The following is a 16,775-nucleotide window of genomic DNA, read 5'->3' on the forward strand; positions in this document are numbered from 1 at the left end:
TTCCATTGCAGAAGCAATAACTGCAAACCTTACACAGCAAATCTTGCGAGCGGATGATGCGACAGACCTGCCGCACACCGACCTTCCCATTCGGAAGGCACCTGATCCGCCACCGCTTGCGCCTGCTCAACGTTGTCGAACGGAGCAAATACGCAGGCGCCGGATCCGGTCATTCTTGCCAGAGGGCTGAACTGACGCAGCCAGACAAGTGCTCGGGCGATTTCGCCGTATTTCCTTTCCGCCACCGCCTGCAGGTCGTTGCGACCGTAAGCGAAAACAATTTGTTGGTCAGGAAAGTCCGTAATTATGGTGAGTGGCGTATCGCGTGTCAACCCTTCATCGGAAAAAATTGCAGGGGTCGGCACATGCACGCGTGGGTGAATCACCACGAAGGCAGCCGGCGGCAGCGTGACCGGCGTGAGTTCTTCGCCGATCCCCTCGGCGAAGGCGTTCTGGCCGAACACGAAGAAGGGCACGTCGGCGCCCAGCTTTAGGGCGAGCGCCATCAGTTGCGTGCGTGGCAGATCAAGGCCCCAGAGACGATTAAGCGCAAGCAGCGTGGTGGCGGCATCAGATGACCCGCCGCCAATGCCACCGCCCATCGGCAGGCATTTCTCGATCGCGATGTCGACGCCGAAGGTGCAGCCCGCTTCTGCTTGCAGCAGGCGCGCGGCGCGGATGATGAGGTCGTCATCGGCAGGCACGCCGGGGATATCCGTGGTGCGTACGAGACGACCGTCGGTGCGGCGCGCGAAATGCAGCGTGTCGCACCAGTCGATCAACTGGAAGACGGTTTGCAGCAGGTGGTAGCCATCGGGGCGGCGACCAACCACGTGCAGGAAGAGGTTGAGCTTGGCCGGCGCGGGGCAATCACGCAGCTCGACGGGGGCGGAAGACATGACGAAGCGAGGCGTTACTGGTCGAGCACGAGCCGCACCGATAGCGGACCATTGGCGCCCTGTGGTCGATCGAGATCGAGTCGACGGATGCTGGCTTTGGCGCGGTCGGCATGGTTGCTGTCGTCAGCCCAGGCGACGTAGTGGACAGTCCAGCCGTTCTGCTCGATGGTTTCGGGGCGCGATTGCGCATCGCGTGCCACGCGTGCCGGTGTGCCGGGAGCGGGGCGGGCGCGCAGCCAATCGCGCAAGCCGGAAACCGGCAGCGAGAAGCCGAGCGCGTCCTGCATCAGCGTGTCGACTTCGGGCGCCCGGCGCGGCGGCTGGTTCGGGAGCTCGAGCGTGGCGCCTTGGGTACTCTGGCTGACGATGGCCAGCGTCTGGCCCAACGGCGACATCAACTCAAGCTGGACGTCGGGCCCGCGCTCCCGCCAGAGGAAGCTGCCGACGGCGCTTTGCTCGGCGTTGTTCTGCGTGTAACGCGCTGAGAAGCGACCCTGATAGCGCGTGATGTTGGCATCGGCGTCTTGCGCGCCGGCAAAGAGGTCGTTGGCTGGTCGCAAGCTCGTGCAGCCGCTGAAGAGTGCGCAGCCGGCGCCGAGCATCAGCGCGCCAAGCGCGCGCGTGAACCGCATGGCCATCAATTTGCACTCACGGGAACGTTGGGTACCGGCTGTCCGAAGCGGCGCAGCGTGTCGCGCAGCGTGGTGTCGTTCACGTCAAGCTTGGACGCTTCAGTCCAGACTTGGCGCGCGTCGTCCTGCTTGCCGGATTGCCACAGCACTTCGCCCAGGTGCGCGCCGATTTCGGCTTGCGGCGCGGCAGTCCAGGCCTTGCGCAGGATGTCGGTGGCGCCGGGCAGATCGCCGCGACGGTATTTGACCCAGCCGAGGCTGTCGGCGATATAGGGATCATCCGGCGCCAGCGATACGGCTTTCTCGAGCAGTTCCTGTGCTTCCTGCAGGCGCACGTTGCGATCGGCCAGCGAATAGCCGAGCGCGTTGTAGCCGATGGCCTGGCCGGGACGCAGGTCGATCACCTTGCGCAGCAGCGTCTCCATGTTGTCGTAGTGGCCGTCGTGCTCTTCGAGCATCGCCAGTTGGTACGAATACTCGACGTTATCCGGATCGTTCTTGAGCAGCTCGTTGACGCGGGCGCGGGCGCGGCCGTAGGCCTTGGCGTCCATCAGCATGCCGATTTCGGCCTGGCGGATGCCATCCATCAGGGCCTGGCGGCGCGGGCCGTCGGGCACGTCTTCGGAATCGGCGACGAGCTCGTCGAAGGTCTGTTGTGCCTCGTCGATGCGGCGCAGCTTGCCGAGCAGCTGGCCGCGCTTGATGCCGGCCGCCAATGCGGTCTGGCCGTCGGCGTCGCCGTTGGCGGAACCGGTGATCTTGTCGACCCAGCCCAGCGCACCGGCGTAGTCGCGCTTTTCCTCTGCCAGCTGGGCAAGGCCCTGGTAGCCGGGCTCGGGGCTCAGTGTGGGCGACTTGGCGGTGGCGGCGACGTATTCCTTCAGGTAACGCTCGGCGTCGTCGTACTGGCGCTGCTGCAGGTTCAGCAGGCCCAGGGCAAGCGTGATGCGCGCATCGTTGGGCGCGATCTTCTTGAGCGTTTCGAATTCAGCGCGCGCCTTGTCCTGCTGATTGCGCACGAGGTACATGCGGGCGAGCGCCAGGTGGCCGTCGATGGACGCCGGCGCGGCTTTCAGGAAGCTGCGCAGGCCGGCGATGGCCGCATCAGGGTCGCCGTCGGCACGCAGTTCGGCGGCGAGGATGGCGGCGTCTTCATACCCGGGGCGCAGCTTGAGCGCGGTGTCCAGTTCCGCCAGCGCGCCGGGGATATCCTTGGCGGCAACCTTCGCGCGCGCCAAGGCCAGATGCGTTTCGGGGCGCTGCATGTCATGCGAGGCGATGCGCTGCAGCGCACCGACGGCACCCGCCGGATCGCTGCTCTTGGACATCTGCTGCTGCAATTGCAGCAGGGCATCGGCACGTTGGCCCGGCGAGACCTTGTTCAATTGCGCCTGCAGCATCGGTTCGACTTCCGACCACTGGCCAGTGGCCACGAGCAAGAGTTGCTGTACCTGGCGAGCCGGCATCGACGTCGGCGACAGTTCCACCCACAGGCGCGCCGCGGTCATCGCTTGCGCAGGCGAGCGCGTCAGAAACGCGATTTCGGTCGCACGCTGGGCAAAGCGGGGGTCGCGCGTATCTTGCGCGAGCGCAAGATAGGTGCGGTACGCCGGTTCGACCAACCCCCGCTGCAGCGACACTTCCGATGCCAGCACGCGGTACATGATGTCTTCATTGAGTGCGACACGCGGCAGATCCGTCCGCTCCGAACTCAGCAGGCCGGTGCGCGGGCGTGAGCGCTCAATCTGCACGGCCGCGCGATCACCCGCGCCGCCTTCCTTTGTAGCTTGGGCGATCAGCGGGGCGACGGCCGTCGACTGCGACGACCATGCCGGCAGGCTCGTCAGCCCTCCCGCCAGCAGCGCGGCCAGCAGGGCCGTTCTGCTGCGCGGGAATCGCCGCGGGCGTTGCGTCGCGGGCGAATGGGAGAGGGCGTGAGGCATGGTCTCGAAGCTCCGGATAGGGGTTCGGGGCATTGTAGCCTGACCGCTACAATCGCCCGCATCGTAAAAAAGGTTGGAGCAGCACATGGGATGGAGGTTCGATGCCTGAGTTGCCGGAGGTCGAGGTCACTCGCCTGGGTTTGCTACCGCATATTACGGAGCGACGTATCGTTCGCGTGGTGGTGCGCCATCACGGCTTGCGCTGGCCCGTCGATCCGGCGCTGCCGGAGTTGCTGGCCGGTCTGACTGTCACGCGCTTGCTGCGCCGGGGCAAATACCTGCTCATCGAATGCATGCCCGGGGCCGAACAATCCGGCGGCCGCGCCGAAACCGCAGGCGGCTGGTTGCTCATCCATCTTGGTATGACAGGCACCTTGCGCGTGCTGGAAACGCCCGTGCCGCCCGGCCTGCACGATCACGTCGATATCGAACTCGCCGACGCAACTGGCGTACCCGTCACACTGCGCTATCGCGACCCGCGCCGGTTTGGTGCCGTGCTTTGGCATGCAGGCGACGAAGCCGGCTTGGCCGAACACCCGCTGCTGCGCAACCTCGGCATTGAGCCGTTCGACGCGCGATTCGACGGCGACTGGATGTTTGCCCGCACGCGCGGGCGCCGGGTGGCCATCAAGTCGGCACTGCTGGCGGGCGACATCGTGGTCGGCGTGGGCAACATCTATTGTTCGGAAAGCCTGTTTCGCGCCGGCATTCGGCCGACCACGGCAGCGGGACGCATCAGCCGCCCGCGCTATGCGGCGCTGGCCGAGGCCATTCGCGCCACGCTGGCCGATGCCATCGCCCGGGGCGGCAGCACGCTGCGGGACTTTGTCGGCTCCGACGGGCAAAGCGGCTACTTTCAGCTTGATGCCTTCGTGTACGACCGCGCCGGTCTGCCGTGTCGTGTGTGCGGCACGCCGGTCCGCCAGATCGTGCAGGGCCAGCGCTCCACGTTCTACTGCCCGACCTGCCAGCGCTGATCGGAGGGCTCAAGCCACCGGGAGCTGCCTGGAAACGCCGTGCCGGAGCGATCTGCACGCCATTTCGCAAGGTTTTTGAAGTGGGGTGCGGGGTCTTCGATGGCATCCCGCAACACTTGTCCGCCCGGGCCGGAGAACCGTGCTGAAAGTTCGCCCGGAAGCCGGCGGTTCGCTGTATCGTTCCACCTAAATTTGTGCATTTCTGTGCCGTAATTGGGCGGTAACAGCGATGTCGAGGGGCGCGCGCATTTTCCCGCTGTCCGGTCGCGCACACAATAAGACAGAACGATGAACAACACACTGAGCACACAGTTCGAGCAGTACAGCGCCTGGCGCGCTTCGGTACTGCAGTCGGTGGGGGAATTCCAAGACTGGCTGCAAGCCCAGGAGCTGTACGACGCGCAGGCTGACATGCGCGCACAGCGCATCCGAGGCGTGCTGCGCAGCGACAAGCTCAAGGTTGCTTTCATAGCCGAGTTCTCTCGCGGCAAGAGTGAGCTGATCAACGCGATCTTCTTCGCTGATTTCGGCCGCCGCATCCTGCCTTCGTCAGCGGGCCGGACCACGATGTGTCCGACCGAGCTGATGTACGACGAAAGCTATCCGCCGTCGATCCGTCTGTTGCCGATCGAGACGCGTCTGCATGATGCGTCGACCGCCGATTTTCGCGATGCCGAAAGCCACTGGCTGTCGGTGCCGCTCGATCCTTCGTCGCCCGAGGGCATGCTGGAAGCGTTTCGCCACGTGGTGGAAACCGTGCGCGTGCCGAAGGAAGAAGCCGAGCAGCTAGGCCTCTATAACGACGCCGATCCGGACGCCGCCTTCTCGGTGGATGCCGCCGGTACGGTGGAAGTGTCGAAGTGGCGCCACGCGATCATCAATTTCCCGCACCCGATGCTCAAGCAGGGGCTGGTGATCCTGGACACGCCGGGCCTGAACGCCATCGGTACCGAGCCGGAACTGACGCTGCGCCTGATTCCGGATGCACACGTCGTTGTGTTCGTGCTGGCCGCGGACGCCGGCGTGACCAAGAGCGACCTGGAGCTGTGGCGCTCGCACGTGGGCGGTGGCCAGCGCAAGGGCTGCATCGCGGTGCTCAACAAGGTCGATGGCCTGTGGGATCCGCTCAAGTCCGAAGAGGAAGTCGAGAGCGAAGTCAGCCGGCAGATCATGACGACGGCGCAGGTGCTCGATATCGATGTCGAGCGCGTGTATCCGGTGTCGGCGCAGAAGGGTCTGCTCGCTAAGGTCAGCCACGATCATGAGCTGCTGGCAAAGAGCCGGCTGCCGGAGTTGGAGTCGGTGCTGTCGGATCAGCTGATCCCTCAGCGTCGCGAGATCGTCACTGAACAAGTGCAGCTGGCGGTGAAGGACATGGCCGCGGGCGCGCAGCAATTGCTGCAGATGCGCCGCCGTGACATCGTCGAGCAGTTGTTCGAACTGCGCGGCCTGCGCGGCAAGAACCACACGATGGTCAAGCACATGTTGATGCGCGTGCAGGGCGAGAAGGAAGAGTTCGAGCAGAGCATTGCCAAGTTCCAGGCGTTGCGCACGGTGTTCGGCCGCCACAGCGCGGAGATCATCAAGAGCGTGCAGCTCAAGCAGATCCGCTCGACGATGCGCGAGGCGCGCGAGAAGATGAAGGAGCGCGTGTTCTCGCGCGGCCTGCGCGACGACATGGACAAGCTCTTCGGCCACCTGACGGGCCTGGTGCGCGACGCGGCCAACCGCATCGACCAACTGCACCAGATGGTCGACGGCATGTACAAGAAGTTCAACGCCGAGCACGGCTTCACGCTGTCGCCGCCGCTGCGCTTTTTGGGCACGCGCTATGACGCTGACCTGAAAGAGACGCTGATGCTGGCGCACAACCACTTTGGCGCATTCAGCTTCCTGACCCGTCCGAAGCCGCAGCTCGTGCATGGCGCGTTCTCGACGGTGGCCAGCCGCGTACTGGATACCTTCCAGGACATGAACCGCGACATCGAGATTTGGCTGAAGTCGGTCATGACGCCACTCGAAGCGCAGGTCCGCGATCATCAGAAGCAACTGCGCAAGCGTGTGGATTCGATCGAGCGCATTCACGAGGCCACCGATACGTTGGAAGCGCGCATCACCGAACTCGAAGCGCTGCTCAATACGCTCGATGAGCGCAGCGGGACGATCGCTCAGTACACCGACCGCATTCTCGCGGCCGGGACCATCCTGGAACGTCAGTCGTTCGCGGCCTGACGCGCATCGTTGCTCCCGAAGAAGGCGCCTGCGGGCGCTTTTTTCGTTCTGGTAGGATCGCCGCCAGCGCGCCTCTTCTGCTGGCCGCTTTTTCATCACACGCATGACCGCCACCCCTCGCCGCACGCGCCGCGCCGCGCAACCTGCCGCCGCTTTGCCTTCTCTTCCCGACGATTTTGCCGCGCGCGTCGTCGCCTGGCAGCAGCGTCATGGCCGCCACCATCTGCCGTGGCAGAACACCGGCGACGCGTATCGCACGTGGCTTTCAGAGATCATGCTGCAGCAGACGCAGGTGAGCGCGGTGCTGGGCTACTACGCCCGCTTCATCGAGCGCTTCCCGACCGTGCAGGCGCTGGCCGCTGCGCCGGCAGACGACGTGATGGCTGCGTGGGCCGGCCTCGGCTACTACACGCGCGCACGCAACCTGCATCGCTGCGCGCAGCTCGTGGTGGCAGAACACGGCGGCATCTTTCCGCGCGATCCCGCCGTGCTAGCGATGCTGCCGGGCATTGGCCGCTCGACTGCGGCGGCCATCGCAGCGTTCTCGTACGGCGTGCGCGCGGCCATTCTCGATGGCAACGTCAAGCGCGTCTTCGCACGCGTGTTCGGCATTGACGGCTTTCCTGGCGACAAGCGCGTCGAAGACACCATGTGGCGCATCGCCGAAGCCGTGCTGCCGCCGGCAGAGGGCATTCAACCGTACACGCAGGGTTTGATGGACCTTGGGGCGACGGTGTGCACGCGCGGCAAGCCTGCCTGCCTCAGCGGCGAACGGCCCTGTCCGCTGGAATCGCTGTGCGAAGCGCGAAGGACTGATCGCGTGATGGAGCTGCCCGTGCCGCGGCCGCGCAAGGCGATACCCGAGCGCGCGGCGACACTCGTCATCGCACTGAACGCCGACGCGGTACTGCTGCAGCGCCGACCGCAACGCGGTATCTGGGGCGGCTTATGGTCTTTGCCGCTGGTAGGTGAGATGGACGACGCGCTCGAAGCGCATCCGCTGGATGTGGGCACCGTGCGTCGTGCCGCGCAGGCCTATGGCGACGTCTCAACCGTGGAGACGGCCGGCGCGCTCACGCACGCTTTCACGCACTTCCGTCTGCACATGCATTTGCTGCGCGCGACGATCGCCGCCCCCGCCGCGCTCGACGACGACTGGCGCTGGGTACCGCTTGCACAACTCAATTCAGTGGGATTGCCTGCGCCGGTGAAATTGGCGCTTGAGACGCTGGTACAGCCAAGCCTGATCTGAGCAACACGGGCAGGCTTAGCTGCGTTGGCATCACAGAATGTGATGCTGCTTCATGTAGCGATGGACAATCTCGATGCGCATGCCGGCGTCCATCAGCTCCATCAATTTCTGCTTGGCCTTGAGCGGCACCGGCAGCAGCTCGCATAGCCGATTCGCGACCCAGCTCGGGCTGTTCCACTCGTAGGGTTCGACCATCGGGATGTTGCCGTCTTCGCGCGAGCCGAGCGTCGTGATGATGCGGCGCAGGGCGCCCACGCAATCGTCGAAGAGTTCGCCTTTGCAGTCTTCCACGTCGGCGCCGATGGGTTCGACCGTGCCGCGCATGAGCCCGTTGGGCGTCGTCTCGAAAGAAAGCACCTTGAAGCGCTGCGTGCCACGCACCTTGATCATCAGCAGGCCGAGCTGCTCCATATCGCATTCGGTGATGTGGGCAATGCAGCCCACGTCAACCGGGACAGTCGGGTTGTCGGTGGTGCCGACCTCGTTGCCGCGCTCGATCAGGCAGACGCCGAACGGCGTCTTGTCGCGCAGGCACGTGCGCACCATGTCCATGTAGCGAGCTTCGAAAATGCGCAGCGGGAGAAGACCGCCCGGAAACAGCACCGTGTGCAACGGAAACAACGGCAACTCGGTGGGCAGCGGCGGCAGCGGCGAGAACGGAGAGAGAGCGATGTCTTCTTGCATGGACGGGCTTTCAGCAGGCGGCGGCAAGACCTTCGCGTGGCGCCGCGCAAGAAGCCGCATCCAAACGGGACCGACTCGCGCGGGAGATTTCCGGCGCGCTCAGCCATCTACGGCCAATTCGCGGTGGCGGACCAACACATTACCATGCGCGCGGAAGTACGTGGCAAGCCGTTCCGCGATGTACACCGAGCGATGCTGACCTCCCGTGCAGCCGATTGCGACGGTCAGGTAGCTGCGGTTGTCGGCGATGAAACTCGGCAGCCACTTTTCCACGTAGGCGCGGATGTCTTCTGCCATCGCAAGGACCATCGGCTGACTTTGCAGGAAATCGATGACGGGCTGATCGCGGCCCGTGAGCGGGCGCAATTGCGTGTCGTAGTACGGGTTGGGCAGTGAGCGCACGTCGAAGACGAGATCGGCGTCGGTCGGCACGCCATGCTTGAAGCCGAACGATTCGAACATCAACGTGATGTCGTGCGGCTCGTCGCTGATGAATTCTTTGATGTACGCGCGCAAGGCGTTGGTGCGCAGCGTGCTGGTGTCGATGCGATGTGCAGGATCGGCGAGCGGGCTGAGCAACTCGCGCTCCATCTCGATCGCTTCGATGAGCGAGGTGTCGAGACCCTTGGCGGCGGCCTGAACATTGGCGGCGGCATCCGGGCGGCCGTTACGGATCGACAGCGGATGCCGGCGGCGCGTCTCGGAATAGCGCTGCACCAGCGCGTTCGTGCTCGCCGTCAAAAACAGCATGCGAACGTCGTGTTCCTTGCGCAGCACGGTGACCGTCTCGGGCACCTTGCGCAGTGACTCACGGCTGCGGATGTCAGTGGCCACGCCCAGATGCGTATAACCCTGGTCCGCCAGATAGCGCGCCAGTTCGGGGATGAACTGCGCGGGCAGGTTGTCGACGCAGTAGTAACCTGCGTCTTCGAGTACGTTCAGGGCGACCGATTTCCCTGAACCCGACATACCGGTGATGAGAATGATCCGCATGCCGCGAGGATAGCATCCCTGTATTGCAAAGCAGCGACCAACAAAAAAGGCGACCGATCCGGCCGCCTTTGTTTAAGCGAGGCTAAGGGATTGCTCAGCCTTTCGAAAGGCACTCTTTCTGGGCGTTCTTGTACTCGTCGCCCTTCTTGCCCTTGTTGGCCTTGGAGCAGGCTGCCATCTTTTCCTGCTGCGTCATCGGCTTGGCGGCAGCTGCCGGCTTGTCCGACAGGCAGCCTTTCATGAAAGCCTTGCGCTCGTCGCCTTTCTTGCCGGCGGCGTCCATGTTGCATTGCTTCATCTTGTCCTGCTGCGAATTCTTGGCTGCCGGGGCGGCCGGCGCGGCTGCGGGTGCGCTGCCTTGGGCGAAAGCCTGGCCGGCCAGGAACGGGAGCGCCAGGGCGCAAGCGGCAATCAGTTGTTTCATCGTCGTATTCTCCTTGGTACCGTCAGAAGAGCCGGCGGAAAAGGCCGCCGCGCTCGCGATGAACGCCACCGCGTGTGCTCGGCGCATTCACTCCCACAACGGGGAGGCCGCACGTCGGGTTGACGTTTCGCAGCGAAAACTAGGGTAAACCGGTCTGAATACGAAACTTTGTGGCGGCTTTGTTAAAGCAGGCGGCCCTGGGGCGAGTGGGATGCGGCTTCGGCCTGCATGGCGGCGCGTTGGCGGTCCATGAAGTCGCGCAACGTATCGATGCCGCGCAGGCGCAGGATCGTGTTGCGCACGGCGGCTTCGACCAGCACGGCCAAGTTGCGGCCGGCCGCCACCTGGATCTTCACCATGTGGATTGGCAACCCGAGTACGTCGAGGTACTGCGAGTCGAGCGGCAGGCGCTCGAATTCGCCATCGTTGCGGCGCACGAGTTGGACGATCAGCTTGATCTTCATCTTCCGGCGCACAGCCGTCTCACCGAAGATCGTCTTGATGTCGAGCAGCCCCAGTCCGCGCACTTCCAGCAGATTCTGCAGCAGCGGCGGGCAGCGACCTTCGATGAAGTCCGGCCCCAGGCGGACAAAATCGACAGCATCGTCGGCCACCAAGCCATGACCGCGCGAGATCAGCTCCAGGCCCAGTTCGCTTTTACCAAGGCCCGAATCGCCCATGATCAGCACGCCCATGCCCAGGATGTCGAGAAACACCCCGTGCATCGTCACGCGCGGTGCCGAGATGCGAGACAGATACAAACGCAGGTGATCGATGACGGCAGCCGAGGAAATCGGCGACGTGAACAGCGGCGTGGAAGAGCGCGTGCAGCGCAGCTCCAGGTCAGGGGGCGGATCCACTCCATCGGCCACCACCAGGAAGGGCGGCTCCAGCAGGATCAACTCGCCCATCTGTCGCTTGCGGTTTTCTTCCGACAGGCGCTGGTAATAGGTGATCTCGGGCTTGCCGAGCACCTGAATGCGGTTCGGGTGGATGAGGTTCAAGTGTCCGACCAGATCGGCAGCAGAGGTCGCTTCCTTCGCGAAATCCACGTCGAACGCGCGGTCGGCGCCCTCCAGGCCGGCGACCCACGACAGCTTCAGATCGGCTGCGTTGTCGTCAAAGATCGATTGGGCGATGACGCCGGTCAGTTCCATAGCAAGGCACGGTAGTGCCGACGGGGCATGGCGCGTTCGCAATCGGTTGCGCTTGCCCCCGATTGCGTTGCAATCAGGGCCGCCAGTCGGTCAGTAGCTGGTGAATCGCCTCGGGCGACGGCAGGGTGGCGAGGCCTTCGCGCATGTCGCGGTCGGACAGCAGCTGGGCGATTTCAGACAGGATTTCCAGATGCTGCTGGGTGGCCTGTTCCGGCACCAGCAGGAAAATCAGTAGTGAGACAGGTTTGCCGTCAGGCGACTCGAAGGGCACCGGTTCGGACAGGCGCATGAAAGCTGCCAGCGGTTGTTTGAGCCCTTTGATCCGGCCGTGCGGGATCGCCACGCCGGCGCCCAGGCCCGTGGAGCCCAGCGACTCGCGCGCAAACAGGTTGTCGGTGACAACTGCGCGCGTCACGCCGTGGTTGTTCTCGAACAGCAGGCCGGCCTGTTCAAATACCCGCTTCTTGCTGGTTACGCTGACGTCGAGGGCAATGTTCCCGGGCGGCAGCAGTTTGGCCAAGCGATTCATGTGCAATGCGTGAAATGAGCGGCGTCCTTCTGCACCAAGATGGCGCACGGACAATCGGGTCATTATAGACCACGCGCCGCGCGGCTTTGTGCGGCGCACTAGAGGTGCACCGCGCAGGGCAGAGAAGCGAATCCCCCAGGGCTGCAATCGGCCGGTGCCGGCAATGTGCTCCTGGCATCGACCCTGTTTTTGCCAGCATCGCGCCAAAAGCCGCGCCACGCCAGCGTTCATACTTTCGTCAGATTTTAGCCCGACTTAAATCGGTTGCAATCGGATTCGTCACGAATGCACCACCACATAAAAAAACCGCGCCACCTCGGGGCGCGGTTTCTGTGGTGCGGTCTTGCTATTGCTGCATCTGCACGGCTTGGAAGGCCTGATGCTTCATGCTGTCACGATCGTGCCCTTGCACGCGGTCCTTGTATTTGATCACTTGCCGGTCGAGCTTATCGACGAGTAGGTCGATGGCCGCATAAAGATCTTCATGGTGTGATTCGACGAAGACATCCTTACCCTTGAGGTGCAGGTTGATTTCCGCGTACTGACGCCGATCCTTCTCCTTGTGGTTATCGACCGATAGCAACACGCTGACGCCAATCACCTGATCGAAGTGCCTGATCACACGCTCCAGTTTCGTTTCCACGTACTCACGCAAAGCAGGCGTGATGTCCAGGTGGTGTCCACTGAGTTTGAAGTTCATAGCGGTTCTCCTTCTCAAGATGAGCCGCACCGGAACTGCCCGCGATGCGGCTATAAAGACTTGCGCAAATTCACTGCAGGGATCTTGAGGGCTTCGCGGTATTTGGCCACCGTCCGACGGGCCACCACGAATCCTTGTTCGCCTAACAGTTCGGCAATTCTGCTATCGGACAGAGGATTCTTCGGGTCTTCGGCTCCTACAAGTTGCTTGATGAGCGCGCGTATCGCGGTGGATGACGCCGCCCCGCCGGTTTCCGTCGATACATGGCTGCCGAAGAAGTACTTCAGCTCGAACGTCCCCATCGGGGTCGCCATGTATTTGTTGGTTGTCACACGGGAGATCGTGGACTCGTGTAGACCCAGTGTATCGGCTATTTCCCGCAAAACCAAGGGGCGCATGGCGATTTCGCCGTGCGTGAAGAAGCTCTTTTGACGCTCGACAATGGCTTGCGAGACACGCAGGATCGTATCGAAGCGCTGTTGAATGTTCTTGATCAGCCAACGTGCTTCTTGGAGCTTCTGCTGCAGATTGGCGGCGCCCGACTCGCCACGGCTGCTGCGCAGAATCTGCGCGTACATGTCGTTGATGCGCAAGCGCGGCATGACGTCGGGGTTCAGTTGCGCCATCCAGCCTGCGCTCGTTTTTCGCACGATCACGTCGGGCACCACGAAATCTGCTTCAGCACGGCCGAAAGCATGACCCGGGAATGGTGTCAGTGAGCGAATCAGCTCATGCGCTGCCTTCAACGCGGGCTCGTCGACGGACAGCGCCTTCTTCAGGCGCGTGTAGTCGCGCGCGGCCAGCAGTTCGAGATGCTGATTGACGATGACGAGCGCCAGCGCCTTCGCGGGCGAGTCGAGCCGATGCAGTTGCAACGAAAGGCATTCGGCTGCCGAGCGCGCGCCAATGCCCGGTGGATCAAAGCTCTGCAGCATGCGCAGGGCGGCTTGGAGTTCGTCCAGTTCGACTTCGAGTTCGGTCGGCAGGTCTGCGAGGATTTCGTCGAGCGTGCCCGACAGATAGCCTTCGTCGTCGAGCGACTCGATCAGGAAGATGACGAGGCCCTTGTCGCGCATCGAGAGCTTGAGCGGCGCGAGCTGTTCCATGAGGAATTCGCGCAGACTTTGTTCGGCTTCGCGCAACTGCAGCGGAGCACGATCGTCTTCATCGGATTGCGGTTTGCGGGCGAAGTCGTCAAGGCTCCAGTCGGAGCGGTCGGAGCCGTAATCGCTGTCGAAATCGGCACCGTTGTCGTGGCCGTTTTCGTAGCTGCTGTCCGAGCTGTTGCTGCTCTCGCCGCCGTTGGGTGCGGGCGGAGGTGATTCAGTGGGAAGGGGCGTGGCGCTGTTGCTTTGCAGCGCGTTGACGGAGCCGTCTGCGCCAATGCGGGCGGAGGTGTCGAGCCACTCGTTTTCACGCTCCAGCAGCGGGTTTTCGGTGAGGGCCTGTTCAACTTCCTGCTGCAGTTCGATGGTCGACAACTGCAGCAATCTGATCGATTGCTGCAACTGCGGCGTGAGCGCGAGATGCTGAGAGAGACGGAGCTGGAGCGACTGTTTCATGCGGGCTATTCTATGCCCAACACTTCGCCGATGGAACGGATTTTGCTTTAAGGTGCGCCTTTGCCACGTCCTTAAGGCGTAAGCGTGCGGCGCGCCTTACATCCGGAAGTTATCGCCCAGATAGACCTTCCGTACGTCCTCGTTCTCGATGATTTGCTCGGGCATGCCGGCGGCCAGCACGGTGCCCTCACTGATGATGTAGGCGTGATCGCAAATGCCCAGCGTTTCACGCACGTTGTGATCGGTGATCAGCACCCCGATGTTGCGGTCTTTCAGGAAGCTGACGATGCGTTGGATTTCGCCCACCGCAATCGGGTCGACGCCGGCAAACGGTTCATCGAGCAGGATGAAGCGCGGCGACGAGGCCAGCGCACGGGCAATTTCCACGCGCCGACGTTCGCCCCCCGAGAGCGACAGCGCGGGGTTGTCACGCAGATGAGCGATCTGCAAATCATCGAGCAAGCCGTCGAGGCGGCGATTGACTTCGTCTTGCGAGAGCTTCTTGCCGTTCTGCTCCTGCAGCTCGAGCACCGCGCGGATGTTTTCCTGCACGTTGAGCTTGCGGAACACGGACGCTTCCTGCGGCAGATACGACAGGCCCATGCGTGCACGCTGGTGGATCGGCAGGCGGCTGATGTGCTCGCCGTCGAGCACGATGTCGCCGGCGTCCAGCGCCACCAGGCCGACGATCATGTAGAACGAGGTCGTTTTACCGGCGCCATTGGGGCCCAGGAGACCGACCACTTCACCGCTCTTCACGTCAAGCGACACGTCCTTCACCACCGTGCGCGTGCCGTAGCGCTTCTTCAGATGGCGGACGACCAGCGTGCTGGAAGTCGTGGCCTGCGGCGCTGCAGTTTTGGGGGCGAGGGTGGTGGCGGACATAGGCGAAGCAGAAATGGCGAGCGGTGCAGATCAGGGCTTGGCGGCCGGGTTGGATGCCGTTGCAGCAGGGGTGCTTGTGCGCGGTGCTAGAACCGCGCGCACACGGCCCGACGGGTTGGCGGCGGTCGCATTTTCCGCGCCACCCGAGGCCGTGTAGAACTCCTTCTGGCCGTCATACGTAATCACGGCGCCGCGGATCTCGTCGAGCTGTGTGGCGCCTTGCAGGCGCTCCATGCGCGCGCGCGTGATCAGCTTGGAGATCTCTTGCTTGCCGTCGTATTCGATGCGCTCGCCCCAACCCTGGATGTATTCGTCGACGTTGTCCCGCTTCTGGCGAATGAAGGCGAGGTTCCCGGGCTTGGACGTGGCGACCGCGTAGTTGTAGCCCTCTGGGTCCGTCCGCAGATCGGCCTGGTCGGAGCGCAGCACCATGGTGCCCTTGGTCAGCACCACGTTGCCGGTCAAGTGATAGACCTGCTTCAGATCGTCGTAGCTGGCGTTGTCGGCTTCGAGTACGAGGGGCTTGTCGCGATCGGCGCGTTCGGCGTGCGCGGGCAGGACCGGAAGCAGCAGCGCAGCAACGATGGCGAGGCCGGCGGCACGGAGGGAATCAGTCATGGGAATCACGTGGGAGGTGGCGCGGTCGTTGGGCGTCGTCAGGTGTCGGGGGCAGAGTTTACTGCTTCGGCGCCCCCAGCCCTTCGATTCGGCCGCGCACATTGCCCAGCAATTGTACTTGGCGCGTCACGTTGTTGAAGGTGAGGCCGTTGGCGTTCATGATCGACGGCCCACGGTGCAGTTCGACTGGCTTGTCGGTGCGCACGATGTCCTCGTTGAGCAGCACCTGGAAGTAGGTCGAGTCGGCCGTCATCAGTGGGTCTTGGCGGGCGTCGGGCCCTTGTGCGCGGATGACCTTGGCGTTGTTGTACAGATCGATGATCGTGCCGTCGCCGTTCATTTTGCCGAGATCCGCGCGGGCGGTGACCTGCGGCCGGTCGGGCGCATAGACGCGCAGCGCCGGGTACGTGACGTCGTAGGTCAGGTCGTCCTCATAGTGATTCATGTGGACGCCGGTAAACCGATATTTGGTCGTGCCGATCTCGTCCAGCGCCGTGGCCGAGATGCCGTCCATGGTGTAGTCGGGAATGTGGCGCTTGGGCTGCGTAGCGGCTTCGTCGGTTTGCGGTGTGTTGACCTGCACGAGCAGGAACGTAACGCCGCAGACGATCGCCATCAGCAGGATCGGCAGCCCGCGCAGCATGATCTGCAGCACGGAGGAGACGAGGCGTTGGGAGCGTTCGCTGGCCATAAAGTCAGGAGGGTTGCACGGCGCGCAGCAGTTGCGCGAGCAGGGCGTCGTAGGCGCCTTGGGCCTTGAGGATCAGGTCGGCCACTTCGCGCACCGCGCCGCGTCCGCCCGTGGCATGCGTGACATAGTGAGCGCGGCTGCGCAGTTCGGCATGGGCCTGTGCGGGGCAGGCGGTAAAGCCCACCATCGCCATCACCGGCAGGTCGGGCCAGTCGTCGCCCATGTAGCCCGTATCGGCCGCTTGAAGTTGCGTGGCGGCCAGCAGGTGGGCAAATGCCTCGCGCTTGTCGGCTACGCCTTGGTACAGATGTTCGATGCCGAGTTCCCCGGCGCGCCAGGCCACGATTTCGGATTGCCGTCCCGTAATGATGGCTGGCGTGACCCCCGCCTGTGCCAGCAGCTTGATGCCGTGGCCGTCGAGCGTGTCGAACGCCTTGCTGATTTCGCCCTCGGGGCCGACCAGCAGGCGGCCGTCGGTCAATACGCCGTCCACATCGAACACCATCAGGCGCACGCGCGCGGCGCGTTCCATTGCCTGCGGAAAGCGTGCATCGATGTTGCTGTGGACAGAATCGGCCGGGGTGGTCATCAGTGGCG

General features: G+C 63.5%; 17 protein-coding genes. 3 read left to right on the forward strand and 14 right to left on the reverse strand.

From position 1 onward, the window contains the following. Window positions 1-29: 29 nt before the first annotated feature. Genes ispE through N5B55_RS01450 form a run of 3 tightly spaced genes read right to left on the reverse strand, consistent with a single transcriptional unit; the run spans window position 30 to window position 3,474 of the window. Window positions 30-899: a 4-(cytidine 5'-diphospho)-2-C-methyl-D-erythritol kinase gene (ispE, locus tag N5B55_RS01440; protein WP_304538913.1), complete on the reverse strand. Its 870-nt coding sequence runs from the start codon at window positions 897-899 to the stop codon at window positions 30-32. A 14-nt stretch (window positions 900-913) separates the two neighbouring features. Beyond that, window positions 914-1,537, reverse strand: coding sequence for a lipoprotein insertase outer membrane protein LolB (gene lolB / locus N5B55_RS01445; RefSeq protein ID WP_065858770.1), 624 nt, complete (start codon window positions 1,535-1,537; stop codon window positions 914-916). Then, window positions 1,537-3,474: a tetratricopeptide repeat protein gene (locus tag N5B55_RS01450; RefSeq protein ID WP_304538914.1), complete on the reverse strand. Its 1,938-nt coding sequence runs from the start codon at window positions 3,472-3,474 to the stop codon at window positions 1,537-1,539. The genes lolB and N5B55_RS01450 overlap by 1 nt, the downstream gene beginning before the upstream one ends. A 101-nt stretch (window positions 3,475-3,575) precedes the next feature. On the opposite strand from N5B55_RS01450, the gene mutM reads away from it, so the two are divergent. The 3 genes from mutM (at window position 3,576) to mutY (ending at window position 7,935) form a co-directional block, all read left to right on the forward strand. After that, complete coding sequence (gene mutM / locus N5B55_RS01455; RefSeq protein WP_304538915.1) at window positions 3,576-4,451, forward strand: bifunctional DNA-formamidopyrimidine glycosylase/DNA-(apurinic or apyrimidinic site) lyase; 876 nt, start codon at window positions 3,576-3,578, stop codon at window positions 4,449-4,451. A gap of 288 nt (window positions 4,452-4,739) precedes the next feature. Next, entirely contained in the window at window positions 4,740-6,683 is a 1,944-nt protein-coding gene (locus tag N5B55_RS01460; RefSeq protein WP_027678307.1) for a dynamin-like GTPase family protein, read from the forward strand. 103 nt (window positions 6,684-6,786) lie between these two features. Next, the gene (gene mutY / locus N5B55_RS01465) at window positions 6,787-7,935 is read left to right on the forward strand and encodes an A/G-specific adenine glycosylase (RefSeq protein WP_304538916.1); all 1,149 of its coding nucleotides are present in this window, start codon (window positions 6,787-6,789) and stop codon (window positions 7,933-7,935) included. Between the two features lie 30 nt (window positions 7,936-7,965). Here mutY and N5B55_RS01470 read toward each other — a convergent pair whose 3' ends face one another. From N5B55_RS01470 to N5B55_RS01520, 11 genes are all read right to left on the reverse strand, one after another. Next, window positions 7,966-8,619 carry an LON peptidase substrate-binding domain-containing protein gene (locus tag N5B55_RS01470; RefSeq protein WP_012761094.1) on the reverse strand — a complete coding sequence of 218 codons (654 nt, stop codon included), beginning with the start codon at window positions 8,617-8,619 and terminating at the stop codon, window positions 7,966-7,968. A gap of 99 nt (window positions 8,620-8,718) precedes the next feature. Next, window positions 8,719-9,612 (reverse strand): RNase adapter RapZ, encoded by an 894-nt coding sequence (rapZ, locus tag N5B55_RS01475; RefSeq protein WP_012761095.1) that lies wholly within the window; start codon window positions 9,610-9,612, stop codon window positions 8,719-8,721. 94 nt (window positions 9,613-9,706) lie between these two features. Then, window positions 9,707-10,036: a PsiF family protein gene (locus N5B55_RS01480; protein WP_154206290.1), complete on the reverse strand. Its 330-nt coding sequence runs from the start codon at window positions 10,034-10,036 to the stop codon at window positions 9,707-9,709. Between the two features lie 182 nt (window positions 10,037-10,218). Further along, complete coding sequence (gene hprK / locus N5B55_RS01485) at window positions 10,219-11,193, reverse strand: HPr(Ser) kinase/phosphatase (protein ID WP_004633393.1); 975 nt, start codon at window positions 11,191-11,193, stop codon at window positions 10,219-10,221. Window positions 11,194-11,266: 73 nt separating this feature from the next. Next, entirely contained in the window at window positions 11,267-11,722 is a 456-nt protein-coding gene (gene ptsN / locus N5B55_RS01490) for a PTS IIA-like nitrogen regulatory protein PtsN (RefSeq protein ID WP_012761097.1), read from the reverse strand. 346 nt (window positions 11,723-12,068) lie between these two features. Then, window positions 12,069-12,422 carry a ribosome hibernation-promoting factor, HPF/YfiA family gene (gene hpf / locus N5B55_RS01495; protein ID WP_004633388.1) on the reverse strand — a complete coding sequence of 118 codons (354 nt, stop codon included), beginning with the start codon at window positions 12,420-12,422 and terminating at the stop codon, window positions 12,069-12,071. 50 nt (window positions 12,423-12,472) lie between these two features. Then, window positions 12,473-13,984 carry an RNA polymerase factor sigma-54 gene (locus tag N5B55_RS01500; protein ID WP_304538917.1) on the reverse strand — a complete coding sequence of 504 codons (1,512 nt, stop codon included), beginning with the start codon at window positions 13,982-13,984 and terminating at the stop codon, window positions 12,473-12,475. Between the two features lie 96 nt (window positions 13,985-14,080). After that, window positions 14,081-14,869, reverse strand: coding sequence for an LPS export ABC transporter ATP-binding protein (gene lptB / locus N5B55_RS01505; RefSeq protein ID WP_004633384.1), 789 nt, complete (start codon window positions 14,867-14,869; stop codon window positions 14,081-14,083). Between the two features lie 30 nt (window positions 14,870-14,899). Then, on the reverse strand, window positions 14,900-15,487 hold the full coding sequence (gene lptA / locus N5B55_RS01510; RefSeq protein ID WP_154206292.1) for a lipopolysaccharide transport periplasmic protein LptA: 588 nt from the start codon (window positions 15,485-15,487) through the stop codon (window positions 14,900-14,902). Between the two features lie 58 nt (window positions 15,488-15,545). Further along, window positions 15,546-16,178, reverse strand: a complete 633-nt coding sequence (gene lptC, locus N5B55_RS01515) for an LPS export ABC transporter periplasmic protein LptC (protein WP_012761100.1) — start codon at window positions 16,176-16,178, stop codon at window positions 15,546-15,548. A 4-nt stretch (window positions 16,179-16,182) separates the two neighbouring features. Next, window positions 16,183-16,767, reverse strand: a complete 585-nt coding sequence (locus tag N5B55_RS01520; RefSeq protein WP_304538918.1) for a KdsC family phosphatase — start codon at window positions 16,765-16,767, stop codon at window positions 16,183-16,185. Window positions 16,768-16,775: the final 8 nt, after the last annotated feature.

Origin of the sequence: Ralstonia pickettii, assembly GCF_030582395.1 — a bacterium.
Classification (GTDB): domain Bacteria; phylum Pseudomonadota; class Gammaproteobacteria; order Burkholderiales; family Burkholderiaceae; genus Ralstonia; species Ralstonia pickettii_D.